Genomic DNA, 26,169 nt, shown 5'->3' with positions numbered 1-26,169 from the left:
CAATTTCTAATTAGCAAGGTGAAAATTCTAACTAAATTTTGGTATTAATCTTAGCTGACTGTAATTGAATATTTGCAGCTATGTATTTTACTTGCAAACTTTAGTGAGTTTGACTTCTGTAAAGCAAGTTAGTTAAGAAAAGGCGAGCCTGTTCTAGTGGGAGATGTCTAGGTTTACCTTGGTAAACAATTTGATACTCACTTAAATCTGGCCCATCCCCATGCCCAGAAATCAATCTGAGATGAAAAGCTTCCTCAGCAAGTTGTCGAACTTCATATCTTAGACCCGTTTGTGTGCTATTCATAGTTTGCTGTCTTTTTAATAGCCTAAATATTATTTATACAAATTTGAGGCGAGTCTTGCACCTCTCAAAGGTTATATCTTTGAGCACTCCTGATGATTTTATACGCACTGGTATTTATTGTATACTGACTTATATAGGTTGAATTATGCCCTGAGATAGTTGAAAATGCTGAGTATTAGGGTTAAGTTAAGGCTGGCAAAATTAATAGCAAAGCCATCGCTTCCTAAAAAGCAATGTGAATCAATCTACAATCAATAAGTCTAAGTAACTGTAACTCGGCGTTTAAATTTCAGGGTGTTTAGCCAAAGGTTTGCAATCAATGGTTCAACAAAAAAGCGATGCTGTCCGTGTCAATGCGAGAAGAACTGATGTATTCGATATTTTCAACTTCAAGCATTACATTGGGCCTAATTTCTACTTGGATACAGGGGCACTAGTATTTGATTTTGCTCTGACAGAGTATAGAGAGCCTCTGCCCCTAGAGGATTATATTTCGATTATTGGCGATCGCTATCCACATCTGGGTGAGCAAACTTATGAATCTTACGCCCATCTGTTTGCCCAAGTTGTTTCAGAAGTCGGAAAGCTGGACATGGACTTACACCTCAACCGTTGGAGTGTCAAGCCATACCCAGATTTTGTCAGAATCAGCGTTCAATCACTATATGAACGTACAACTAGAGAGGTAGTTTACTTTGTTTGGGATTGGTTTGAAACTATTACCCAAAAAGAAAACTTCCTTTTTGATGAACAGCTTGTGAGACTTCAAAGACGATTCCGACAATCTGTCTATGGCGGCCCCACTGTTTACGCCTTATTGCGAACAGCCTACGAAAAAGGTATTCCCACTTTTTACTTATGGGAAGAAGGACTAATGCAATACGGTTTTGGCAAAAAACAAGTTAGAGGGGTAGCAACAACATTTAACTGTGATAGCCATCTAGATTCAGAATTCACCACCCGCAAAGACGACTGTAAAGCATTCTTAAAAACTTTGGGTTTTCCAGTACCGGAAGGCGACATTGTTGTTTCTGAAAAAGGAGCCTTAGCAGTAGCAAAAGAAATTGGCTACCCAGTCGCAGTTAAGCCTGTAGTAGGTCATAAAGGAATCGGCGTAACAGCAGATGTGCAAGATGCACAAGAACTGATATCTGCTTACAATAGGGCAGTGGCAGCAATTCCAGAAGAACAGTCAACACAAATAATTGTCGAGAAAAGCATTCCAGGAGCAGATTTTCGCTTGCTGTGTGTCGATGGCAAATTCGTCGCCGCCACAGAACGCCGTCCAGCCTCGATTGTCGGTGATGGAAATTCAACTATTGATGAGTTAATTCGCCAAGAAAACCGAAAACCTGGACGCTTGGATACACCCACCTCGCCGATGAGTAAGATTCAGCGTGATGAGGCGATGCAACTCTACCTAGAAGAACAAGGTTTGTCACTGGACAGCGTTATTAAAAAAGACCGTGTTGTTTACCTTCGCAAAGTCGCTAATCTTTCTGCTGGAGGTATGAGCATCAATGCTACAGATATAGTTCACCATGACAATATTATCTTGGCGCAAGACATTGCCCAACACTTCCAGTTAACTTGCCTCGGTATTGATGTTATTACCAAGAGTCTCGCAGAATCCTGGAAAACCAGTAATTTTGCCATTTTGGAAATTAACGCTGCACCTGGTATTTTAATGCATCTTAAACCGGCGGTTGGTGGCAGCGTTGATGTGCCTTCCCATATCTTAGAAACATTTTTTGAGTCGGGTACGGATGCCAGAATACCAATTATCACCTTTAATAAAATCTCAGTTGAGGAGCTGCAAGAAACAATTGATCATATTCTTTTGCAACATCCTGACTTGACAATAGGTGCTGTTTGTCATGATGCAGTTTTTGTGAATCGGTCAAAAAAAGTATTCAGCACAGATTACAACAGCAACGTCCAAATTTTGCTGCGTCATCCAAAACTTGATTTGCTAATAGCCGAGTACAATGAAGACGTACTAGAAAAACAGGGTATGTTTTATCAGAATAGTAATATGGTTGTTCTGAATAATCCTACCGAAATTGAGATGATGCTAGTGCGGGATGTCTTCGACGGTTCTACTGTGGTGATTAAAAAAGAAAACGACATTTCTATCCGTCGCAAAGGGTTGATTGAAGACTACACCTTGGGAGAAGACGAACCATTTACGCGGGTTTACTTGAAAGAAACTGGGACAGTTTTATAGTTTTTTAAACGCAAAGGAACGCAAAGTAAGCGCAGAGGAACACAGAGAAATAACTCTGTCTACCTCTGCGCTGAAAAATTTGATTATTTAAGTTTTTCGTAGGCAGCTAAAATAATTCTTTCAGTTTCTTCCCAATTAATACATTTATCAGTTACAGAAACACCATATTTTAATTCTTCTCGCTTATCAGTAATCGGTTGATTCCCTTCATACAAATTAGATTCCAGCATCATTCCGACTATTGATGTATTCCCATCTACTATTTGCTGAATAACATTTTCTAAGACTTGAGCTTGTAATCTGTAATCTTTATTTGTATTGCCGTGGCTACAGTCAATAACAATTCTTGGTGATAAATTTCCTTCTTTTAATTTCTCTTCTACCAGTTTTATATTTGCTGCATCAAAGTTTGGCTGATTACCACCTCTTAAAATTACATGTCCGTAAGCATTACCTCTAGTTTGAAAAACGCTTACTTGTCCATTTTGGTTAATTCCAATAAAATTATGAGGATTTCTAGCTGATTGCAGAGCATTCAAAGCTACTTGAATATTGCCATCAGTACCATTTTTAAAACCTACAGGCATCGAAAGTCCACTTGCCATTTCACGATGAGTTTGTGATTCAGTTGTTCGTGCTCCAATAGCAGACCATGTAATCAGTTCACTAATATACTGTGGTATTATTGGATCTAATGCTTCTGTGCCAGCAGGCAATCCCAACTCCGTAATTTTTAATAACAGGCTACGCGCAATTAATAAACCATTTTCTACATGGAAAGAATCATCCATATCTGGGTCATTAATTAAACCTTTCCATCCTACAGTTGTTCTAGGCTTTTCAAAGTATACTCTCATAATTAATAGCAGTTTATCTTTGACTTTCTCAGCCAAAGATTTCAACCTCTCGGAATATTCAATTGCTGCTTTTGGGTCATGGATTGAGCATGGGCCAACTACTATAAATTTTCGCCTATCTTGAAAATCTAGTATATGTTCTATTTCCTGTCTGTAGTTTAAAACTGTTTGTTCAGCTGATGGTGTTAAAGGTAATTTTGATTTGATTTCATTAGGAGTTAATAAAACGTGATCATTATCAATATTAGTATTAAATAATTTATTTTGCATGGCCTAGTCCTCATAATAACTTATGCCATTCTATTTTAAACAAAAATGTAATATAGAATTATAAATTTTTTTCAAAGCAACTATTTTGTCTATCTTTTTTGTTATATTCCCGACTTCTTAAGAAGTCGGGAATCTGGTAATCTGGTAATCTTGTTAAGTGACTAATGCCATACAAATACTTTAGCTTCGTATGGGCCCAAGTCTGTCAGGATACCATCATCACCAGCTTCAACATCATAATTACCTGTCCACTCGTGCCATGTACCACTACTAGGAAAGTTAGGAACGTGATAGCCACCCAGGAAATTTTCTGAGAAATTGGTTACAACAACCACACGAGAACCTTCATCATTCCAGCGGCTATAAGCTAGTACCTTAGCCTCTGGATTTTCGTGGATAAAATCAATATTCTCTGTATAGAGAGCATGATTATCTTTACGTAGATTGGTTAAGCCTTTGTAGTATTCAAACAAGCCTCGGTTTAGGTCATTACCTAACAGAGTCCAATCGATTTTGGCTGATTCTGGAGTTTTGGGTTTGTACTCGCCAAATTCTTCACCCATCCAAATCAAAGGAACTCCGACCGCTGTCATGAGAATTGCTGCTCCCAGTTTAGTCCGTCTAAAAGCTTCTTCGTCAAAAATCTCACGATTTCCCAACTCTACCATAACGTGGTTGTGGTCATGGTTAGTTAAGTAATTTACCACATTTGTCGCACCCATAAAACCTTGACGTTTGCAGTCGATGACATCTTTAAGGCGCTCTAAATCAAATGTATCGCCGCAGATATGTTCGAGAATACAGTGATAGAAACTGTCATGCCAGCAACCATCCATTGGCCCGTCTACATTGGTGATGCTGGTAGTTTCTGGAATATGTTCAGCAACATTGTAAAAAGGCTTCATGCTAGCAGTATTTTTTGCTTCTTGAACAATCCAGTGCATGAAGTCGTAGTTGGCAATTTGTCGTGCCGCATCATAACGGATACCATCTATGTGATATTCGCCAACCCAAAAACGGATTGTATCACCAATAAATTTGCGAGCAGGATAAGTGTCTAAATTCTCGTCATAATGTTCGTAATTAAATTCAGGGCCCCAGTTATTGTCAGGGTCACGTGGCTCATGATGATACCAGTAATCATGGTCAATTTGTGTTAAGGGACTGCCTGCTTCTGAATGATTATAAATACCGTCAATAATGACGCGAATACCTCGGCCATGACACTCATCAATCAGCTGCTTTAACTCAGCAGTAGAACCATAACTAGATTCTGTTGCAAAGAAATGGCGGGGGTTATAACCCCAGCTATAATCGCCAGGATATTCTTTGAGTGGCATCAACTCAATAGCATTAATTCCTAATTCAGACAGGTGATCTAACTTTTCAATAACATGTTTATACTTTCCTCGTGCATAGGGGTCATCTTCACCACCAGAAAAGTCAGCTACGTGTAGTTCATAGATAACTAATTCATGGTCAGCCGGGAGAGGTTTATCATCATGTTGCCAGATATATGTATCAACAATTCTTTCACCATCTTTAATTCGTACAACACCGTTATCTTTTCCAGTTGATTCATCAATATCAGTTGCATAAGGATCTGTGACATCAACCCATTGTTCTGGTTCAAAAAACCATGAATTTGATTGAACACGGAATTTATATTGATAAGTGCCGTCTTCTAGATCAACAGTTGTGCGAAAATAACCATCATCACCTTTTTCCATTTGGATTTCTTGCCAATCAGAAAAAGAACCTATTAATGAAGCTCCTTTGTTGTACGGTGCAAATAAGTTAAATTCAATTGGCTTTGCCATAGAAGTGTTAGGAATATAAAATGCTGGGTAGCAGTATTGTCTGATGATAAATTAAATTTGAAAATAGCTCGTCAGAAATAGTTAAGTAAGTATAACCTCTATCTTCAGGAATAATTAGTTAGTTTTTACAGATAGTTTTTTATTTTTAACTAATTTTGGTACTTCGTTATTTAATGTGAGTTTATAAGCCTATTTCTGCCTAAAACTAAGGTTCAAGTCTTTACTTCTCACCCCTTGAAAGTGACGATTTTGCGTAATAAAACCTCTGATAATTATTTTTTTACGGCTCATTGAATAAATATTCTACAATTCGCCGAACTCACACTTGTTTCATTAGCTATGTATATATTAATACGTTTTAATCAATAGTTAGTACTTGAGCAAAAACAAGACTAACTACAAGCTACAAAATATTTTCATTATCAGTTTGTTGCAGATAACTTAATAACCAATTTGCTGCTGTCGCCCTGCGAGTTTGTCGAGGGCCAAACTCACCGATTTTGTAGCCTTTAAAACCAAGTTTTTGTTTTAGTAATTGTTTATTCTCTGAAGGAATAGAACGAGTTAACTTGACTATTGCCGGGCGACTATCTATAAAATCTGGCGGTTGTGGATATTCATGCCGCCATTCAGGATTAACTGCGCTAGTATCCCATGTTTCAGTTGAGGAGTGGTAGCGGTAGCCTAAATAATGCCATATCATCTGGTTGACTATGGCGTCATCAACTTTATCTTCAAGGATTGCCCAAATGGTTTCTGTATTGAGTGGTGGTAGGTTAGACATAAGCAATTTACAATTTAAAAACTGTCAGTTGTTTTGCTATGGATGTGTGTGATTGATAACTGACTAATGAAATGCACAAAAAATACTTTATCACTACTTTGGCAGACTCCCAAAGATAGGGATGATTTTATCTTGATTTACACCTGCTGGAAGATTTATTTGCTACAAACGTTAGACACACTGCTTAAAGTAAGCATAAATAAAAAGACTTGCTAACTTAGGAGAAAAGCTATGGGAATAGGTGATGTGTTCAGAAATATAGTTGGTGGCAAGCAAAAACGACGTGATGATGAATGGGACGATCGCGATCGCCAATCTAGATATCGTGACGATGAAGACGAAGACCGCAAATACAAACGTCGTGACGACGAAGATGAAGATCGCCAATCTAGATATCGTGACGATGAAGACGAAGACCGCAAATACAAACGTCGTGACGACGAAGATGAAGATCGCCAATCTAGATATCGTGACGATGAAGACGAAGACCGCAAATACAGACGTCGTGACGACGAAGACGATGAAGATGACGAAGACGACGAAGACCGTGATTAATTTCGTGAGCTAAAAACAGGTTGTGCATACACAAACTAGGTAGACTGGAAATCGTAAAGAATAGACCAGTGTATGCAGAATTCCACACCACTGCCAAAGTTAATTCGTGCCCATGTATTCATTTCTGGCCGAGTCCAAGGAGTTGGCTATCGCTATGCCACTGTGGATACAGCTAGCCAGTTAGGATTAACTGGTTGGGTGCGAAATCTCCCCGATGATCGTGTGGAAGCAGTCTTTGAAGGGACGCGGGAAGTTGTGGAAGAAATGGTTCGTTGGTGTCACTCTGGGCCACCGGCGGCTGTGGTGAAAGAGGTTGTGGTTGAGTATGAAGAACCTGAAGGATTGCGGGGGTTTGAGGTTGGACGGTAGCGCGATCGCTCATAAGATCGAATAATAAATCTTACAATCTGCTTTCAGACTCCTAATCAATTACCAAAACAGCCGAACCTTCAAATTTACCACTGCGAAGTGCATCCAAAGCTTGATTCGCTTCGCTCAACAAGAAAGAATTTACCTCTGTAAGGATGGGAATTTTGGGGGCTAACGCCAAAAACTCCTCTCCATCTTGGCGAGTTAGATTCGCAACAGACCGCAACATCCTTTCTTCCCAAAGAATTTCATAGGGAAAAGAGGGAATATCACTCATGTGAATGCCGGCACACACTACAACGCCACCTTTCGCTACTGCACGCAAAGCAGCCGGCACTAACTTTCCTAGAGGTGCAAAAATAATCGCTGCATCCAGGGGTTCTGGAGGTAACACATCTGAGTCACCCGCCCAAGTTGCACCTAGTTGACGAGCAAACTTTTGTCCTTTAATATCACCAGAACGGGTAAAAGCAAATACTTGACGCCCTTGATAACGAGCTAGTTGAATTAGAATATGGGCGGCTGAACCAAAGCCATAAAAACCCATTTTTTCAGCATTACCAGTCATTCTGTAAGCACGATAGCCAATTAAGCCACCACATAACAAGGGTGCAGCTTGCAAGTCAGGATAGCTAGGGTCTAGAGGAAAGCAAAAGCGGTAGTCGGCTACAGTATACTCAGCATAGCCACCGTCAAGGTTGTAACCTGTAAACTCGGCATAATCGCAGAGATTTTCTCGACCAGAGAGACAATAACGGCAGCGATCGCAAGTATGACCTAGCCAGGGAACGCCAACCCGCTGACCTATAGTAAATTTATCAACTTGTTCACCTATCGCCTCAATAGTACCCACAATTTGATGCCCAGGTATCAAAGGTAGTTTGGGGTGCGTCAACTCCCCATCAACTATGTGTAAATCTGTACGGCAGACAGCGCAAGCATGAACGCGAATCAGCACTTGCTCAGAATTAGGTTTTGGCACTGGTAAATCAACTAAGCGCAGAGGTTGACGTGGTGCTTCCAAAATCATTGCACGCATAGCAATTTAAAATCTTATAACTAAATGGTGGCAAGTATTCATGCTGAAATCGAAATGCACAGTTACCTATAGCCACACCTCTATATTAGATGAAAAGCTTGATTAGCAACTGTTTCTCGTTGCCATGCTGAGCATGAAAATGAATTAAAGAGGGCTCTTAAGCTAATGCGCGTCTAAATTGCATAACTACTCTTTGTAATTGTTAACTGTTGGCTGTTGACAGTTAACCTTAATGTCGAGATTAATGTGCAATTTAAATGCATAACGGTTTACCTTGATTGTGATAGAAGATTGTGTCCCTGCGATCGCTTAACACAACAAGCGCAGGCGTAATTATAAAAGAAAGCAGTGATTTCACAGATCTGTAATTAGCAAAACGCTCAGTTAGAATTAGTAACACTGCAAAACTAGTAAAAATCGCATAATTTGTATTACTAATTTGCCCTATTGGCGAAGTAAGTTAATATTTGTTTAAGTCGAATTAAAGCCTAAGTTAACTTCAAAAAGATAATCAACAATATCCTTCTAAAGGCGCAAGTAATTCAATGTTTGAGTATAGTAAGTTCTTAATGTCTACTAATTAACAAAAATCTGGATTGTATTAGATATGATTCACAATACTTAAATCATATAACAATCCTAAATTATTTGTGCAATCTTATTTTTAACGCTAGATATTTATCTGGGCAATTTCTTATGCTCAGAAACTCCGCTGAGAATTTGCCAAAATAGTAGTTATTTATTCACATTTTTGCAACAAGTTTATTTATCTCAAGATTCAATATTTTACCAAATATACAAGGGTTAAGAGAACTATGTTGTTATTACGAAATCCCAAGAAAAGACTACTTAATATGCTCATCTTGAGTTTTCTAGTTTCAGTTTTGGTTGTTTCACCTTCTTTATTAGAAAACAATTTTCAGTTATTTAATGCATCATCTTCAGAAATTAGTGTTAACGCTCAGACTCCTGAAATAGAAGCGCAACAGAATAACAGTAATCAAGCTCAGAATTCTGGTAAAGAAAAGGAAAATAATCAGCAGAATCAAGGCGCTGATTCTAAGGAAGAACAAGGAATAAATATTTTCAAAATAGTCACTGGTGCACTAGCTGGACTTGTGCTGTTTTTGTATGGTGTGACGCGAATGGCTGAGGGACTCGAAGCGATCGCAGGCGATCGGGCGAAAAGCCTAATTAGCAAATTCACCACCAATCGCTTTGCTGGAGTAGCAACTGGCACGGTAGCGACAACTATCTTGGATTCATCTTCAGTGACAATCATCATCGTGATTGCAATGGTAAGTGCTGGTTTGCTATCTTTTGTAGAATCTCTTGGAGTAGTTTTAGGTTCCAATATAGGTACGACAATCGGTGCTCAAATTGTCGCTTTTAAAATTAATGAGTATGCGCCAATAGCAATGTTCATTGGTTTCTTATTAATTTTTTTTGGTAAGCAAGAACGCTGGAAGCAAATCGGTTTAATTACGCTTGGCGTAGGCTTACTGTTTTTCGGACTTGAGATAATTGAAAACGCAATGGAACCTTTCAAGGACTACAAGCCATTTCTCAAACTGATGGAAACCTTGGGGAACAACACCCTGCTAGGCGCTGGAGTTGGAGCGCTGTTTACAATCTTAGTTCAATCTTCTTCTGCTACCGTTGCTATTGTCGTTACTTTGGCTAGTCAAGGATTAGTCTCTTTACCCGCAGGCGTTGCCTTGGTGTTGGGCGCGGAAGTTGGTACGTGCGCTGATACACTTGTGGCTACCGTTGGGCGCGAACGTCCAGCTGTGCGAACAGGTATCTTTCATTTACTATTTAATGTTGTTTCTGCCTCGATAGGAATTTTATTTGCCAGTCAGTTGGCTGGATTTGCTCAGTGGGTCTCTAGGTTAACGGGGGCTGGAGATGATGTTGCTCGTGAAATCGCTAATGCACAGTTGATATTTAACTTGCTGGGTGTGGCATTAATTATTGGGTTTCTGCCTTTAATCGCCCGTGGGCTGGAACGACTAATTCCCGATGGAAAGAAGCAAGACAAATCAGCTGAAGCTAAGTCTGGGGTATAGAAGACATAAAGATCTGTCAAAGCTACCAAAGTACCTTTTTAATCTCTTTAATTAAAGTGCAGTAGCGTCTAGGCAGTGCTTTAGTGCCTCTGTTTGTGCTGTGGGAGACTGCTCCGCAACAGATTCTATCACTTGTTCATGTGGTGGCTTAGGGCTACAACAGCCGTCCTTCCACGCTTTCCCCGGTTCGTGCTTACATACTTTCTTGATTTGTTTGCCCATATACAACAGCCATTGTTTAAATTCTGTGGTCTACCTATGCATCATAGTACTAAAAGGTAACTTCCGGCAACAAGCGGTAAAAAATGGCAAAACTCATACACCAAAAGTTGCAGATAATGTTGGCAATCTTTTTTAGGTTTGCCAATATAAGCTAATGCGCGTCTAAATTGCATAACTACTCTTTGTAGTTGTTAACTGTTGACAGTTGACAGTTAACAGTCAACTGTCAACGGCGTCGGGACGTCTTTCATCCATCCCTACAAGGAATGGGTTTTCCCGACGCCTTTTTATAAAAGTTTTGATGGAATACGTTTATATGGCAGTAACAAATGGTCAATCAGTTGGTCACGTAACTCTTTAGAAGAGTAGCTATCTCCTTTAATACATTCTATAAGTAGAGTGTTTGCATAAAAATAATCTTCCAAACTTTTAATTTGCTGTTGTGAAAGTGTTACATCATCAAAGCCAATATGTAAATACAGCCTCATCAACCCTTTCAAATTTTTTGCCCACTCTTGCCACTCCCATTTAGGAGCATTATCAGCAGGAAAACAATCTTGCAAGTACATTAATTCATCTGCTAAATCATCGAAATTAAGTTGTTTAGCGGTAGCGATAATATCTTCTTCACTAATATCAGTTCTATCTCCAGAACTAGCTTGAACATGGAAATGCTCTTTATCAAGCGTGATTTCGCCTTTTTGCTTATTAATGGTAATTACACCCTTTTCTTTATCAATAGTTACTCCACTTTCTAGTAAAGAAATAGCGGCTATATGATCACTAATAGGAAGTTCTTTTCTCAGTAGTTGGCTCATTTTTTGAGGATCAAATTCCTTTTCACTGGCTTTAGCAGCAGCTTTAGCATAAGTATCAACTAAATTAAACGCGAAATTGGATAATTGCGATCGCGGAATCTTTTTTTTCTGTTTCTCGTTTAACTCTCTCAACATTGAAGCGAGTCTTTCAGCTAAAACTAAAGTATAATCATTTTTTGAAAGTCTATTGATGTATAATTCAAACTCCTGGTCAACAAATAGATAGAATGCTCTCCATGAACTAGATTTCACTCCATGTAAGGTAGTTACATCATCTAGCCAAGTCAACATATCTTGCAAGGCTTTACTTTCTACTAACGTATTAATCTCATAAAACATGAGTTTTAAAAATTCATCAGTATTTGCGAGTCGTCCTGTAATCATTAGAAACACTTCTCGCCATTGACGATTTTTTAAGTTGTGTTTGATAATCCTGGCTAAAGTTTCAGAATTCCCGTTCTCTACTACGTACTGAGCTACGAAGTACTCTTGAAAAGTTAGATGTGAGAATGAATATAAATCTTTAGCTTGCTTAACGAGTAACCCATGATTGGCTTCAATCGCTTTTAAAATTTCTTGGCTATCAAAAGCGAGAGTATTAGGTGAAACTTCTAGAATATTTTCAATATATTTCTGAATTAGTTTTTCTAATTCTCTTTGCTGCCAAAAATACTTTTGTGGTTCTTGGTTAAAAGCTTCATAAGCTATCTGACTAAGTAAGTTTACTTTTCGTTGATATGGGAGGTTTAGATTATTAATTGCATCACGATTTATTCGCCTATTAGCATCCCATCTGCGTAAAAGTATATTTACAGCATCCTCTGTCAGGGAGTATCGATTTCTGGGAAATTCATAATTATCTTCAAACACCAAACACAACATAGTTAGGAGTAATGGGCTTGCCGTTAACTCTTTGATAGATCTATTCTTTTCTATTTCTTCTAAAAATTTGTCTTCTAATCTTGGTTCTTCGCTAAATTCAAACCATTTTTTGACAAAATTTAAAACTTGGTCTTCATTAAAATCTGTCATTTCCACTTCTGTGAAGTGTTCAAATATATAATCGGAAGCTCCAGAGCGACAAGTCATCACAAAGTTATTTTTGGAAAATTGTTCTACAAAAGTGATAATATTTCGATATATTCGATCGCTTTCTGCATCTGGAACTTCATCTAAACCATCTAATAAAATCAAGCAACTACCTTGTTCAAGTAACTCCTCAACAATCTGAGATGGCTCAGTCATACATGTAAGAAACTCTCGCTTGATTATATCAATAAGGTTCGGTTTATCGTCTGCATCTGCAAATGCCTTTAATGAAATAAAAATTGGGATAATTTGCTTTCCTAATTCTGTAATACAATGTATAGCTAGGTGCTTGAGAAATGTAGTTTTACCTGCTCCTGGTCTACCCCATAAAAAAAGTTTTTGGTAACGTTTTACTGCATCTAAAGCTACAATATTTCTATCGCTCACCCGATAACTAAGACGGCTAAAACTGATACTTTCGTTAGATATATTAGCCAGCAAATCTTCAATTGTCTTTTGCTTCTTGCTTTTAATACTTTCTAAAACATTTACATTGGCATAAATACTATCTAACTGCACGGGCTGAGTCATAGTGAGCACCTTCATTGTGCCGCACTTTATCCTGATATATTCTTGGTAGCGCTGAAGCCACTCTGCGTTTACATTGTCGTGTATCTGCTCTACTAGTCCTAAAGCTGCATATTGTCTTAAAGCTTCTTGATAGCTTTCACATTCCAATAATACGCCACATAAGAAATTAAGATTCTTCTCTTGCATCTTCATTGGTTCGGGATTATTGAAGAAGTTGCGGATGGTTTTGTCTGAAATTACATCTTTTTGGTTGTTTGTTTTATCTTGATAAACGTGATTCAGCTCAGTAATTAAAAGCTTTGGCGATCCACCAAACTTTTCTGTGTAAGCTTGTTTGAGTCTTTCAAAAACTTTTGGCTCAACTACTGCTGCTGTCATTTTAATTCTCTCTTAACTACTTTAAATATTTGAATATTCTATAAATTAAAGTCTATTTATAGAGCCAATTTTAATAAAAGATTGCTGTAAAATTTAGATATTTACTATTTCGTAAATTTTATGGATGATTATTAACTGTATTTTGAGGTATAAATACTTATACTACTAGCTGACTCTTACCTAACGCTTTACTTTTATATTTACTTTATAAAGAGACTTGTAGCAACGCTTGAGTAGATTGGGTGAAAATTCCAAAAAAATTTACCGAATTTTGGGCTTTTCATCTTTGTGCCTTAGTGTTTCAAACATCAATTTATAACCACTAAGACACCAATAAAAATACATTACACCTTAAAAGGGCTACTTTTTCTTCTTACTACTATACAAAAATTGGTACTTTGTGATATCCCCAGATTTTGAGGGGTGTCATCAAACTTTTCGTGTTGTTACTCCTGAAGATACTGGACAAATCTGCTTATAGAGATAGAGACACTAGTATAAAAAACTTGTAAATTAATAAAATACCGATGAATACCGCTTTTTACCGTTTTTTGCCGTATATTCTTGATATAAGAAGCATGTTATGAGTAATAGTACGAACAGTATTAAGGTACAGGTAGATTACATCAATCAACAATTTGAACAATTTCATTCTCCTCTGTCTAACGAATTCAGGTTGTGTCTCGACTGCATACTTCGTTGCACTCATGTTTTACGCCTGGACAGACTTGATCAAAGGACTACAGTTGAGGCTTTTAAAGTCATTGAGCACAACATCAAAATTCAGAGTCTACTCCTTGACAAACTTTTAAGCTGGCATCTTACTTCCGACGAACTTGACCCTAAACAGCCACTTAATATAGATCGTATTAATCAACAATTTGAACAATTCAAATCTGCTCTCTCGGTTGAGTTCAGGTTATCCTTTAACTGCACACTTTGCTGGATTCATCTTCTGCGTTTAGGTCGCCTGGATCAATGTACTACAGAGCGTGCTTTTAGAGTCATTGAGTACAATGCCAAACTTCAGACCTTACTCTTGAACAAACTCCTAAACTGGTATCTTCGCCAAAACAGACTCGATGCAGTCTTTAGTGAACTATCTAGTGGCGCTGAGTTATGAGACTGAAATTTAATCGTCTGGGTCATGCCCAAATATGTGCAAAAAGGGAAAATCAAGATGTTATGAACATCAATAAAATAAATACTGCCTGTTTTTGGGACTCTGGATAATTCCGTGTCACCAAACAAAAAAGCCCGAACCCAAGTTATGAATTGCAGGATTCGAGCCGAATAGATAATTTGTTTTTTTCAGGATATCACAAAGGCGTACCATTTAACCGTTTTTGTGTTCGGTTAAGCCATAAATCATAACTTGGGCATAGGGATATCACTAGCAAACAAGGAGAAAAAAATAGTGAATCTCAATAGCCGTAATACTTGGATATTCCTCTACTGTGTTTTGTTCGCTACCCTATTAGCTGTGCTGGCAGGGTTTGATGGGAGCGTCACCGTACATGTGACGCCTTTCGGCGGCTTAAAAGTGCTAATAAATGGTCATTCTGCTGACTGTTTAATTGATCCGCAGCTACCAGAGGATAATGGGCAATCTCAACCTAAGTTGCCTGAGCAGAAAATTGCTTAAGATTAGCAATACCTTCGCCAAAAAAAGAGTATGAACAGAGGCTAATGTAGTAGAGTTGTTGTTTTCCAAAACGACAACTCAGAAACCACAAACAGCCCATGTTCGCCATCTTAGCAAGATTACAATGCCTACTACCGCAAATAAGTGCAACTCCAATGTGGCAATTGAATCGAATAATCACGGTAATGCTAGCAATGAACCGGAGAGTAACGATGTTGGGAATATCTCGTTGGCCTGGTAAATGAATAGTACTTGCGGCAGTCGAAAGGATTAGTTTATCTGCCAGCTTCATCCATCTTGAGCCAGTTAGCTAGGTTTGACGCTGCATATAAAATGCTTTAGGAAAATCAGATTTCTATACTGATGAGTTCTTTAGTAATTGTTACAGACAAGAAAGATTGCTTCTCTTGTGCAGTTGTTTCAATTAATTAAGTGATAATTAGTGTCAAATAATCATTATTAGAGCTATAAACCTATGCCAACTGTACTGAAAAATATACAAATTAAAAACCTAATTTCAGTAGGTTTGCTAGCTTTCGTTCCTATTGCCATTGTGGCAGAAAAGCTGAACTGGGACGCATTAATAGTGTTTGGACTTTCAGCGATCGCAATCATTCCGTTAGCAGTTTGGCTGAGTACGGCGACAGAAGAGATTGCCGTGGTTTTAGGGCCTTCTATAGGAGGCTTATTAAATGCAGTCTTCGGTAATGCCACTGAGTTAATTATTGGTTTAGTAGCTCTCAAAGAAGGCTTGGTAGATATTGTAAAAGCCAGCATTACGGGGACGATTATCAGTAATTTACTGCTGGTAATGGGGCTATCTATGCTATTGGGGGGATTGCGCTACAAGGAGCAGACTTTTCAGCCAATGGCAGCACGAGTTAATGGTTCGACAATGACACTAGCTGTGACTGCAATTGTTCTGCCTGCAATGGTGATTACTACATCTAATGTGGTCGAGCAAAGCGCTATTACTAAGCTGTCGATTTTTGTAGCAGTCATTTTAATTGTAGTTTATGGTTTTACACTGTTGTTTTCTCTAAAGACTCACAGCTACCTCTACGATGTTGGGGTTATAGAGCTAGAAGGTAAAATTTCTGAGGATGAGGTAACAGAACAAGATAAACATTCAAAGCCAAACCTGAGTCTTTGGGTTGGTATTTTGCTTGTGGCAACCATTGGTATAGCGTTCGTGTCCGAGATTTTTGTCGGTGCAGTTGAAGAAGCAACAAAAGGACTAGGATTAACACCTCTATTTACCGGAGTAATTTTGTTACCTCTAGTTGGAGGTGCAGCCGAATATGTAACCGCTGTCCGAGTAGCAATTAAGAACAATATGGATTTGTCGGTGTCTGTAGCAATGGGGTCGAGTCTACTGGTTGCTTTGTTGGTTGCGCCAATCCTTGTGCTAGTTGGGCAGGTGATTGGACAACCAATGGACTTAAACTTTAACTTATTTGAGGTCGTTGCAGTGATCATTGCTGTGGTCATTGCTAACCTAATTAGCTTGGATGGCCGCTCCAACTGGTTAGAGGGAATGCTACTACTAGCAACTTACGCTGTACTAGGGGCTGCCTTCTACTTCCATCCTGTTTAAGCCTAAGTAGGTAGACCTAATTAAATGTAAGATAAAATTTTTGTTCGTAGTGAGCGATTTATCGCTCTATATAAAGTTCTTAAGGGCTAGAGCCGCTTACTCTAGCTCTGATTTAATTAAGCCCTTCTACTTAATCTATTGAGATGATGTCTTTTCAACTTCAAATTCAACAAATGATTCCCCTTGCATTAAACTGTTAGAAAAATAGTGACCTAAGTAGTTCTATTGATTAGAAGTGTATGCAAGTAGCTAAGGTAATTGAAACCTACAATCAGGGAGCAGCGGATTATGAATCGATTATGCTGCGTTACTGGAATATTGATCGCAAACCACTTATTGCTTCCTTGCGGCTTCAGCCAGGACAAACTGTACTTGATGCTGCTGCCGGAACAGGTCTTAATTTCCCAGCCTACCCTGAAGGAGTGAGTGTTGTAGGCGTTGATCTTTCAGAGAAAATGCTGGATGAAGCCCGTAAAAAGCCTGTATCCGCAGACATCACTCTTAAAGTCACGGATCTTCAAAACCTTGATTTTCCTGATAATAGCTTTGATGCAGCAGCGTCAGGCTTTACCTTATGTGTTGTTGCTGACCCAGTCCGCGCTCTTGAGGAGATTTTACGGGTTACTAAACCTAATGCATTGATCGCCATTCTCGATTACTGCAAATCGCAAAACCCGGAAGTTCAGAAATGGCAGGAGCTAATATCTGATGCAGCTTTAGAATTAGGCTTCCCAACTGGCAAGATTAAGTGGAATGCATTGATGGATTACGACGAATTAATTTACAACAGGAAGCTTGCGATTGAGGTGCTTGTGGACGAGCGTATAGAAAGCCCCAACCCGTTTTCATGTGGTTGTCAATTACTACTGAAAAACTCGAAAACTTAAAATCGCCTATACTAAGCGCTTTACACAATCGCACCTTAATCAGAGGTGAGGGTATCACTAGTTGCTCTAATAGAGTTAGCCAGTAACAAAACTGCGCGGCGATCGCTACATTAGTAGATATATAAATAAAAATCATTGTTCGTTGCTATTTAACCGCATCACACATAAAACCATGAGTGCAAATGTCATTATTTCCCACAATCCCTTACTCCAGGGCTACGGTTTACCTCTTTTCGCAGAAATTAAACCAGAGCAGATAGTACCAGCCTTCAACCAGCTCCTAGCAGAACTTGACCAGCAGCTTACCACCTTGGAAGCTAATGTACAGCCTACTTGGACGGGTTTAGTAGAACCACTTGAAAAGCTTACAGAAAGGCTTTCTTGGAGTTGGGGAGTAGTAAATCATCTAATGGGTGTAAAAAATAGCTCTGAACTGCGAGAAGCTCATGAAAACGTACAACCACAGGTAGTACAGTTTATCAACAAGCTTGGTCAAAGCCAACCCATTTACAACGCCTTTAAGGCACTCCATGCCAGTGAGACTTGGGCAACTTTGGACTCAGCCCAGCAACGCATTGTAGAAGCCGCCATCCGCGATGCACAACTTGCCGGTGTTGGTTTAGAAGGAGAAGCCAAAGAGCGTTTCAACGCCATTCAGATGGAATTGGCAGAACTTTGCACTAAGTTCTCTAACCATATACTGGATGCCACTAAAGCCTTTAGTATCACCCTAACAACACAAGAGGAAATCGACGGTTTACCCAATAGCTTGTTGAGTTTAGCGTCACAAGCTGCTCGTGCTGCTGGAGCAGAAAACGCCACACCAGAAAATGGCCCTTGGCGGATTACTTTGGACTTCCCCAGCTATGGCCCTTTTATGCAGCACAGCACCCGTCGCGATTTGCGTGAAAAGCTCTACAAAGCCTATATCACTCGTGCTTCTAAAGGCGATTTAGATAACAACCCGTTAATTGAACGCATTTTGGAGTTGCGCCAAGAACTGGCAAATTTACTAGGCTTTAAGAGTTTTGCCCAATTAAGCCTTGCTAGTAAAATGGCTCCTAACGTTGAAGCAGTCGAAGCACTGTTAGAAGAACTACGTCGTAGCAGTTATGATGCTGCTATTAAAGACTTAGAAGAACTCAAAGCCTTTGCAGCGTCAAAGGGAGCAGCAGAATCTCAAGATTTAAAACACTGGGATCTCAGCTTTTGGGCAGAACGCCAACGAGAAGAAAAGTTTGCCTTCACTGCCGAAGAATTACGCCCTTACTTCCCGCTCCCCCAAGTATTAGATGGCTTATTTGGACTTGTCAAGCGGCTGTTTGGTGTTACTGTTACCCCTGCCGATGGTCAAGCCCCAATATGGCATGAAGATGTTCGTTATTTCCAGATTGCTGATGAAACTGGTTCTCCCATAGCCTACTTCTACTTAGACCCCTACAGCCGTCCTGCGGAAAAACGCGGCGGTGCTTGGATGGATGTGTGCATCAATCGTGCCACAATCACAGAAAATGGCGTAACTACCATCCGCTTACCTGTGACTTATTTGATATGTAACCAAACTCCCCCAGTAGATGGTAAACCTAGTTTGATGACTTTCTATGAAGTAGAGACTCTGTTTCACGAGTTTGGTCATGGATTGCACCACATGCTCACCAAGGTTAACTATTCTGGAGCCGCAGGCATCAATAATGTGGAGTGGGATGCAGTAGAATTGCCTAGCCAGTTTATGGAAAACTGGTGTTATGAGCGACCCACTTTGTTTGGCATGGCTAAGCATTATAAAACTGGTGAAGCTCTACCAGAGCATTATTATCAAAAGCTGCTAGCAGCGCGTAATTATATGAGTGGTAGTGGCATGTTAAGGCAAGTTCACTTTAGCATTGTGGATTTGGAATTGCACCACCGCTATCGTGTCGGTAGTGATGAAACGCCTGCTGATGTGCGTCATCGGATTGCCAAGACTACAACTGTTTTAGCACCTTTACCTGAAGATTCATTTTTATGTGTTTTTGGACATATTTTTGAGGGTGGTTATGCAGCTGGCTACTACAGTTACAAGTGGGCTGAGGTACTAAGTGCTGATGCTTTTGCCGCTTTTGAAGAAGCTGGGCTAGAAGATGAAGAAGCTATAAAAGCTACAGGTCAGCGTTATCGGAATACAGTATTAGCACTTGGTGGTAGCAAGCATCCAATGGAAGTTTTTAAAACTTTCCGGGGACGTGAACCGAGTACGGTTGCTTTGCTCAGACACAATGGTTTAGCTACTGCTAAGTAATGAGTGCTGAGTTAGTTCTTATTGGGGGGAAATGAGCAATCGAACAGATAGTTACGTTAAGGCTTAAAAGCCTACCTAAAGCATCGATTCAGTAATTGCAAAAACCCGATTTCTTTTCGGTAAAACGACCAATTATCGTTGACTGTAGAGACGTTGCATTGCAACGTCTCTACTAAAGAATCGGTTGTTGTCGCCCCTATATTGAATACTGAATTGGTGTTCTAGTGCTACTGTGGAGAGTGCTGAGTAGAAATCTTGCAAAAATCTTAGTTTTTTATTTAGAACCACAGATTAACACTGATAAACATCGATAAATTATCTGTGTTCATTGGTGTTTATCTGTGGTTAATTATTTATTCTCGTACCTCAATCAAGTGACAACTACTGTAACTTAGGTAGATAGTTTTACTTTGGAATTAAGCTTGCCATCTTCCATGTGAACGATGCGATCGGCAATGTCTAGGATACGGTTGTCATGAGTAACTATTAAGATGGTACAGCCTTGTTCTTTTGCCAGTTTTTGCATGAGATTGACTATATCTCGGCCTGACTGACTATCAAGAGCGGCGGTGGGTTCATCTGCTAAAACAATTTTAGGATGACTGACCAGAGCGCGAGCGATCGCAACTCGTTGTTTTTGTCCTCCCGATAGTTTATCTGGATAGTAATGCAGGTGATTTCCTAATCCCACCTGCTCTAGCATTTGGGCTGAACGAGTTTGTATCTGTTGTAACCCTACATACTTGTGTAATTCCAAACTCATTTTGACGTTCTGGAGTGCCGTTAAACTACCATGCAGGTTATTTGCTTGAAAAATATAACCGTTATGACGTCGTATCTGCATTAGTATTTCAGTACTAGCACTGCAAAGTTCTCGCCCTAACACCCGCAAACTACCGAACTGGGCGGAACGTAACCCACCCACCAAGGTCAACAGCGTTGTTTTACCAGAACCAGAAGGCCCGGTCATGATAATAACTTCACCAGCGTTAATCTCCAGGTTGATGTTAAAAAGAACTTGTTTGCGGAGTGAACCGTGACCAAAGTAGTGGTCAAGATTTCTAATAGAAATGACAGGTTTATTAGTCATAAGTAAGTTAATTAGTCTTGATGACTGTCATTTGTCATTCGTGATTACAAAGGACTAAGGACAAAGCGAAAAGTTCTGCGGGAGGGTTTCCAACGCCAGTCGCTCATGGGGAGCCACCCCCTTGCGGAGGTTCCCCCTCCGTTGTGGCTACGGTGTACACAGATCTCTGTACAAAACTAAAATCGTTGTAGATCCTCCTAAATCCTCCTTAAAAAGGAGGACTTTGAGAGGTTTTTGCCCCCCTCCGTTGTGGCTACAGTGTACACAGATCTCTGTACAAAACTAAAATCGTTGTAGATCCTCCTAAATCCTCCTTAAAAAGGAGGACTTTGAGAGGTTTTTGCCCCCCTTAAAAAGGGGGGTTGGGGGGATCAAAAGCCTGTGGGACAACTCTAGAAGATTTGTGTGTACACCGTAGCTCCGTTGTGGGGAGTGGCGTGGAGACCCCCTTGGCGCAGCCTCAAAGTAGAGAAGACCGCGCTGGCTCCTCCGCAGGAAACTTTTAAAGACAGGACAAATGACAAATTTCTAGAACATATCAGCAGGGTCAGCACCTTGAAGTTTGCGGGTAGCGATCGCCCCGGAAATTGCACACATCATGATCGTCAGTACTAGCACTTGTAATCCTCGAATTGCAGTCATGTACATCGGCAAATTTGTGGCATGGCGAGTCAACTGGTAAAGTGCCAAGGATACACCCAATCCAGGAAAGAACCCCAATGCTGCTAAAATCACTGCTTCTTCAAATACCACACCTAACAAGTAGTAATGACGATACCCCATTGCTTTGAAAGTGGCATATTCTCTAACGTGAGAATTGACATCTGTGGAGAGGACTTGATAAACGATAATCACCCCCACTACAAATCCCATCGATACACCTAGGCTGAAAATAAACCCAATTGGGGAGTTTGTTCTCCAAAAGTTGTTCTCAAATTCAATAAATTCTGCGTTGGTTAGCACTTTGACATCATCTCTCAAGTAAGCTTTCAAGACTGCTGCTACCTTTTTCGGGTCGTAGCCTGGTTGTACTTGAATCAAACCTAAGCTGACACTGCTTGAGTTTCGTCGCGGAAATAGCCGCAGAAGGTTCTGATCGCTGGTGATTAAGCTACCATCAGTTCCAAAAGAAGCCCCAACTTTGAATAAACCACTAATATTAATCGTACGTCCTTCTATTTCAGTAGTTAGAGTTTTACCTTGGTCAATTTGGGCGATCGCTTTTTGGTATTCTCCTCTAGCACCACGGTCAAATAAAACGGTATTTGGTAGCTTAATCGTTTGCAATTGCTGGTTAACATCTAATAAGTCAAATGCTGGCTTATCTGGATCGAATCCAATCAGTAACACCCCTGTCTCACGGCGCGTTTGGGGATTTTTCCAGGTGATGTAATTAAAATACATTGCTTGTGCAGACTTCACCCCTGGTATATCTGTTGCTTGATACAGTCGCCGACGAGAAAACATAGACAAGCCTTGCAGATTACGAGCTTGGGGACTCATTAAAACAATGTCTGCTTGTAAACTGCGATGTAGTCTGGTGTTACTGTCATACAACGCCGTCTGAAAACCCAGCTGCATAAACATCAGAACATCAGCAAAGGCAATGCCTGACAATGCTACCAACAGACGACTTTTTTCATGACTCAGTTGCAACCATCCTAGAGGTGTTCGCCGCCGCAATTGTTGGAGTAGTCTCATCATACGAGGTGCTGAGTGGAAAGAAGTGGGTAGAGGGGTAGGGGGAGCAGGGGGAGCAGGGGGGCAGAGGGGAAATAAAAGAATTTCTTCCCAGTCCCCAATCCCCAATCCCCAGTCCCCAGTCCCCAATCCCCTTTAATCTCAAAGTTCAATTACCGCTTTAACTTGCATATTGGTTAAACTGGCAGCTTTTCGGCTGGAGGCATCATCAAGCCGGATATAGACTTCTACTACTCTGTTGTCGATATTACTAATAGGATCAGTATTAATTACACTCTGCCGCCGCACTTGTAAGCCTAGACGCTCCACCGTTCCCTCTAATTCAATGGGAAGGAAATCGCCTATTGCTCGCACCCGCTGCTTTGGACGCACCTTGGTGATATCGCTTTCGTATACTTCAGCTATGATATACATCTGGCTAGTTTGCCCAATATCGGCAATACCATTATTTGATACCAATTCTCCAGGACGAGCGTGAATCTCGAATACTTGCCCATCTTGGAGCGATCGCTCCCCCAAGGCCTTGGGCCAACGCACGTAAGCTTGTTGCAAATTTGCTTTTGCCAGATTCATGGCTGCTACAGCCCGATTGACTTCTGCTTGGGCAGCCTCCACATCGACTTTCGGCACATCCGTAATCTTATCTAGTGTTGCTGTAGCTTCTTTAATTTGTTGCTGGCTAGTTGACTGACTGCGATTTAACTGCGCTTGCGCTTCTTGCAGACTTTTTTGGGCAGTTTCTAGAGTTAAGCGCTTGCTGTCTCGCTGGGAAGCAGAAATTGCTCCCTTTTCATACAATGTTTGATAACGTTGTTCTTCGGCTTCGGCGTTATGCACAGTAGCTTGTAATCGCTCAATTGTGGCTGTTTGAGCGTTAATACTGCCTTGACGTTCTGCTTTGAGGCGGGCGATCGCCGCTTGTTGTGCTGCAATCTCGCCACGTTTAGCGCCCGCTTGCGTTCGCATTAGGTTTGCTTGCGCTACCTTTACTTCTTCTTGGGCCTCTTTTAACGCTGCTTGCAAGCGATCGCGACTGTCCAAAACTGCAATCACCTGCCCTGGCTTTACCCTATCACCCTCCTTCACTAGTAACTGTTCTACCCGACTTCCTTCACTAGACGCGGTAGCAGAGAGTTTAATTACCTTTCCTCGCGGTTCGATTCGCCCTAGGGCTGTTACAGTTTTTAACTGTGGTAATTTTGTTATCGGTGTTTGTACCTCTTGATTTGCAGAATTTTGCCAGCGTTTTACTGTATAAAAACCTATCCCGCCAACCAATAAAGATGCGATTATACCGATCAAAACGGATGGACGCAGAATAGACTTAGGGGACAATGTGTACCCTAGTTTTGAGTTTCGCACCATAGATTACCTCTTAACTAGTGGCGCAGAAAAAGACTGAAAATGATAGGCTTTTCTCAGTGCTTATTTGTTAATATTTACTCCTTAGTTAGTGATTGTTGATTTATGGCTTCTAAGTCCATAAAAAAATGAAAATTGTTGAGGATTTACTTAGACAGCGTAATTTAGCTGGAGGAAATAGCAACAAAGTCTTATACCAAATGAGAGAATTATGTTTCTAATGAACTACTTTTGTTTTATGAAAGTATTCAGGTATATTAAACTTTTTCAAAATGATAGGTTGTAACAGCGCCAACAATCAGCCTCAAATTAAGCAAATAGGCAAAAGTATTTGATGTCTTTAGTAGCAAAGCAATACAAAATACTGGCGATCGCGACTATATAATAAATAGTAATTGCGTATATATCACCCTGGCAATAATATAGTTAAATTTAATTATATTTACTTATTTGCTAGATTTAGTAATACTTTTAAAGCATCATAATTTTGTCATGGAAATTTAAAATTATATGCATAGTTAAAATATTAAATTCGTTCTTTTGATGTAGAACTTTATAGAGAAATTTTAGAGGAAAGTAAAAAATTAATAAAAAAGAGTATCTTAAGTCCCTAACTGGAAATATGCACTATCGGTACTAACTAAGATTTAGCTCTGTATTCATAGCTCTCGAATAAACCTAATAATTTTTAGCTTTTATACTTTTTGTATCTCTGAATACTTGATGTTTAAAGCGTCAAGCATAGACACTAATCGTGTCTTTGAATACCAAAATCATGAGAAAAACCAAGCTTTTTAAATTTCTGCTGCCTTCTGTAGCTATAGCCCTGCCTATAGCTCTAATTGGGTATTTACGCCCAACTAAAGCACAATTTTCAAGTGTGCATTTAACGTTAGGCAATCCTAGTAATGCAACAACTAGCGTCTCATCCCCAAATAATTATTTATTATCAAAAGCTCAGTATGCGCTGAGTTACAGCCGTGACAGAGGAACTCCAAATTGGGTGTCTTGGCAACTAAATTCTTCGTGGCTCGGTTCAACACCAAGGCAAGACGACTTCCGCGCCGATACAACTCTCCCTACAGGATGGTATCGAGTAACTGGCTCTGATTATTCTGGCAGCGGGTTCGACAGAGGACACATGACACCTTCAGCCGACAGAACAAGCACAGTAACGAATAACTCTGCAACTTTCCTGATGACAAATATGGTGCCACAGTCACCAGATAATAATCAGGGGCCGTGGGCTTCACTAGAAAACTACTCTAGAGACTTAGTGAGACAGGGAAGAGAACTATATATTATTTCTGGCACATACGGTATTGGTGGAACTGGCTCGAATGGTAGAAAATATACAATTACTAATGGCAAGGTTCAAGTTCCTAATAGAGTCTGGAAGGTAATTGTAGTTAGTAACCCAGGTGTTGGAGCCTCTGGAATTACAACTAATACGAGGGTTATTAGTGTTGATCTTCCCAACACTCAAGGTATAAGAAACAACGATTGGAGAACATATAGAGTTTCTGTTGACTCAATTGAACTCAAAACAGGCTTCAATTTATTATCTAATGTGTCAACATCTGTTCAATCTGTAATTGAATCTAGAGTTGACAATTTATGAAGAAGGGTAAGGGGAAAAGGGTAATGGTAAAACCGGACTTCTCTACGAGACGCTTCCGCGAACGTCCCGCTACGCTAACGCCCGAAGTTAAGCGAAATAATCCTTATATTACGGGGAAGGTAAAAAGCTTTTTGCTATGGTGGGCGACCATTATCATCTCTTTACCCTTTACCCTTTATCCCTCTTGTTTATATAACTTCCAAATTTGCTGCTAGGTTTCCACAACTTTCGTGGAAAGTCCTGCTAAATCTCCAGATGAAGTCTTTCCGATGATATAAATATCAATGTTTATCGTACCTATGCGATAAACTTTGATTTCATTCAGGTTATTTTTAAGCGTCTGGACAAGTGTTTGAAATTTTTTGACATTTTGTTTCTGTTGTTCGTCATGCCACTCTTTTTCATAAGCACAATTACGAAACAAATCATCTAGAGCCACTTCCTCGACTGGTGACTCTTGGGGATGGTTTGTTAGCTGGAGTAGTTTTTGAGTTGTCAGACCGTTAGCTTGACTAGTCCATAAAAAGACCTCAAATGGATATTCTGACTCGCTCATCATTAACAAACCAGCACAAGACTGCTTTAACTTTTCAGTAATTTCGTTAGTCATTAGCCATTAGTGTTTGACAACGCTCATACTGTATCATTCGTGGTTC

The 26,169-nt window shown here is 39.9% G+C and carries 21 protein-coding genes; 10 read left to right on the top strand and 11 right to left on the bottom strand.

Annotation, left to right across the window (positions count from 1 at the left end):
* Window positions 1-100: 100 nt before the first annotated feature.
* Complete coding sequence (locus FNW02_RS22370; protein ID WP_191759691.1) at window positions 101-304, bottom strand: hypothetical protein; 204 nt, start codon at window positions 302-304, stop codon at window positions 101-103.
* A 319-nt stretch (window positions 305-623) separates the two neighbouring features.
* On the opposite strand from FNW02_RS22370, the gene FNW02_RS22365 reads away from it, so the two are divergent.
* Complete coding sequence (locus FNW02_RS22365) at window positions 624-2,531, top strand: ATP-binding protein (protein ID WP_191759690.1); 1,908 nt, start codon at window positions 624-626, stop codon at window positions 2,529-2,531.
* Between the two features lie 83 nt (window positions 2,532-2,614).
* Here FNW02_RS22365 and FNW02_RS22360 read toward each other — a convergent pair whose 3' ends face one another.
* From FNW02_RS22360 to FNW02_RS22350, 3 genes are all read right to left on the bottom strand, one after another.
* Window positions 2,615-3,658 (bottom strand): 3-deoxy-7-phosphoheptulonate synthase, encoded by a 1,044-nt coding sequence (locus FNW02_RS22360; protein WP_191759689.1) that lies wholly within the window; start codon window positions 3,656-3,658, stop codon window positions 2,615-2,617.
* Between the two features lie 161 nt (window positions 3,659-3,819).
* Entirely contained in the window at window positions 3,820-5,478 is a 1,659-nt protein-coding gene (locus FNW02_RS22355; protein ID WP_191759688.1) for an alpha-amylase family glycosyl hydrolase, read from the bottom strand.
* A 403-nt stretch (window positions 5,479-5,881) separates the two neighbouring features.
* Complete coding sequence (locus FNW02_RS22350) at window positions 5,882-6,262, bottom strand: DUF1823 family protein (protein WP_191759687.1); 381 nt, start codon at window positions 6,260-6,262, stop codon at window positions 5,882-5,884.
* Window positions 6,263-6,493: 231 nt separating this feature from the next.
* Between FNW02_RS22350 and FNW02_RS22345 the strand changes: the two genes are divergently transcribed.
* Entirely contained in the window at window positions 6,494-6,817 is a 324-nt protein-coding gene (locus FNW02_RS22345; protein WP_191759686.1) for a polyribonucleotide nucleotidyltransferase, read from the top strand.
* 72 nt (window positions 6,818-6,889) lie between these two features.
* Window positions 6,890-7,186 carry an acylphosphatase gene (locus FNW02_RS22340; protein ID WP_191759685.1) on the top strand — a complete coding sequence of 99 codons (297 nt, stop codon included), beginning with the start codon at window positions 6,890-6,892 and terminating at the stop codon, window positions 7,184-7,186.
* A 52-nt stretch (window positions 7,187-7,238) separates the two neighbouring features.
* Here FNW02_RS22340 and FNW02_RS22335 read toward each other — a convergent pair whose 3' ends face one another.
* Window positions 7,239-8,225, bottom strand: a complete 987-nt coding sequence (locus tag FNW02_RS22335) for a zinc-dependent alcohol dehydrogenase family protein (RefSeq protein ID WP_191759684.1) — start codon at window positions 8,223-8,225, stop codon at window positions 7,239-7,241.
* An 815-nt stretch (window positions 8,226-9,040) separates the two neighbouring features.
* Here FNW02_RS22335 and FNW02_RS22330 point away from each other — a divergent pair.
* Entirely contained in the window at window positions 9,041-10,294 is a 1,254-nt protein-coding gene (locus FNW02_RS22330) for a Na/Pi cotransporter family protein (protein WP_191759683.1), read from the top strand.
* A 509-nt stretch (window positions 10,295-10,803) separates the two neighbouring features.
* Here FNW02_RS22330 and FNW02_RS22320 read toward each other — a convergent pair.
* The gene (locus FNW02_RS22320; protein WP_191759681.1) at window positions 10,804-13,332 is read right to left on the bottom strand and encodes an NACHT domain-containing protein; all 2,529 of its coding nucleotides are present in this window, start codon (window positions 13,330-13,332) and stop codon (window positions 10,804-10,806) included.
* A gap of 583 nt (window positions 13,333-13,915) precedes the next feature.
* Here FNW02_RS22320 and FNW02_RS22315 point away from each other — a divergent pair.
* Complete coding sequence (locus tag FNW02_RS22315) at window positions 13,916-14,455, top strand: hypothetical protein (RefSeq protein WP_191759680.1); 540 nt, start codon at window positions 13,916-13,918, stop codon at window positions 14,453-14,455.
* Between the two features lie 294 nt (window positions 14,456-14,749).
* Complete coding sequence (locus tag FNW02_RS22310) at window positions 14,750-14,977, top strand: hypothetical protein (RefSeq protein WP_348535432.1); 228 nt, start codon at window positions 14,750-14,752, stop codon at window positions 14,975-14,977.
* On the opposite strand, the gene FNW02_RS40190 is transcribed toward FNW02_RS22310, so the two are convergent.
* Window positions 14,949-15,269, bottom strand: a complete 321-nt coding sequence (locus FNW02_RS40190; protein ID WP_191759679.1) for a hypothetical protein — start codon at window positions 15,267-15,269, stop codon at window positions 14,949-14,951. The genes FNW02_RS22310 and FNW02_RS40190 overlap by 29 nt on opposite strands.
* 183 nt (window positions 15,270-15,452) lie before the next feature.
* Here FNW02_RS40190 and cax point away from each other — a divergent pair, with 183 nt between their 5' ends.
* From cax to FNW02_RS22290, 3 genes are all read left to right on the top strand, one after another.
* Complete coding sequence (gene cax / locus FNW02_RS22300) at window positions 15,453-16,574, top strand: calcium/proton exchanger (RefSeq protein WP_225225837.1); 1,122 nt, start codon at window positions 15,453-15,455, stop codon at window positions 16,572-16,574.
* A 239-nt stretch (window positions 16,575-16,813) separates the two neighbouring features.
* Complete coding sequence (locus tag FNW02_RS22295) at window positions 16,814-17,461, top strand: class I SAM-dependent methyltransferase (RefSeq protein WP_191759678.1); 648 nt, start codon at window positions 16,814-16,816, stop codon at window positions 17,459-17,461.
* 172 nt (window positions 17,462-17,633) lie between these two features.
* A complete protein-coding gene (locus FNW02_RS22290; protein ID WP_191759677.1) occupies window positions 17,634-19,739 on the top strand; it encodes a M3 family metallopeptidase in 2,106 nt (701 codons plus the stop codon).
* A 391-nt stretch (window positions 19,740-20,130) separates the two neighbouring features.
* Here FNW02_RS22290 and FNW02_RS22285 read toward each other — a convergent pair whose 3' ends face one another.
* The 3 genes from FNW02_RS22285 to FNW02_RS22275 all read right to left on the bottom strand — a co-directional run bounded on the left by FNW02_RS22285 (window position 20,131) and on the right by FNW02_RS22275 (window position 23,892).
* Complete coding sequence (locus FNW02_RS22285) at window positions 20,131-20,829, bottom strand: DevA family ABC transporter ATP-binding protein (protein WP_191759676.1); 699 nt, start codon at window positions 20,827-20,829, stop codon at window positions 20,131-20,133.
* 528 nt (window positions 20,830-21,357) lie between these two features.
* Window positions 21,358-22,530 carry an ABC transporter permease DevC gene (gene devC, locus FNW02_RS22280; protein WP_191759739.1) on the bottom strand — a complete coding sequence of 391 codons (1,173 nt, stop codon included), beginning with the start codon at window positions 22,528-22,530 and terminating at the stop codon, window positions 21,358-21,360.
* Window positions 22,531-22,671: 141 nt separating this feature from the next.
* Window positions 22,672-23,892, bottom strand: coding sequence for an HlyD family efflux transporter periplasmic adaptor subunit (locus FNW02_RS22275; protein ID WP_191759738.1), 1,221 nt, complete (start codon window positions 23,890-23,892; stop codon window positions 22,672-22,674).
* Between the two features lie 775 nt (window positions 23,893-24,667).
* On the opposite strand from FNW02_RS22275, the gene FNW02_RS22270 reads away from it, so the two are divergent.
* Complete coding sequence (locus FNW02_RS22270) at window positions 24,668-25,513, top strand: DNA/RNA non-specific endonuclease (RefSeq protein WP_191759675.1); 846 nt, start codon at window positions 24,668-24,670, stop codon at window positions 25,511-25,513.
* Between the two features lie 211 nt (window positions 25,514-25,724).
* Here the strand turns inward: FNW02_RS22270 and FNW02_RS22265 are convergent, their stop codons facing one another.
* Complete coding sequence (locus FNW02_RS22265; RefSeq protein WP_191759674.1) at window positions 25,725-26,123, bottom strand: nuclease A inhibitor family protein; 399 nt, start codon at window positions 26,121-26,123, stop codon at window positions 25,725-25,727.
* Window positions 26,124-26,169: the final 46 nt, after the last annotated feature.

Source organism: Komarekiella delphini-convector SJRDD-AB1 (genome assembly GCF_014831675.1).
GTDB lineage: Bacteria > Cyanobacteriota > Cyanobacteriia > Cyanobacteriales > Nostocaceae > Komarekiella.
The sequence above is the reverse complement of the archived record's forward strand: the minus strand, read 5'-3'. Positions and strand labels throughout refer to the sequence as shown.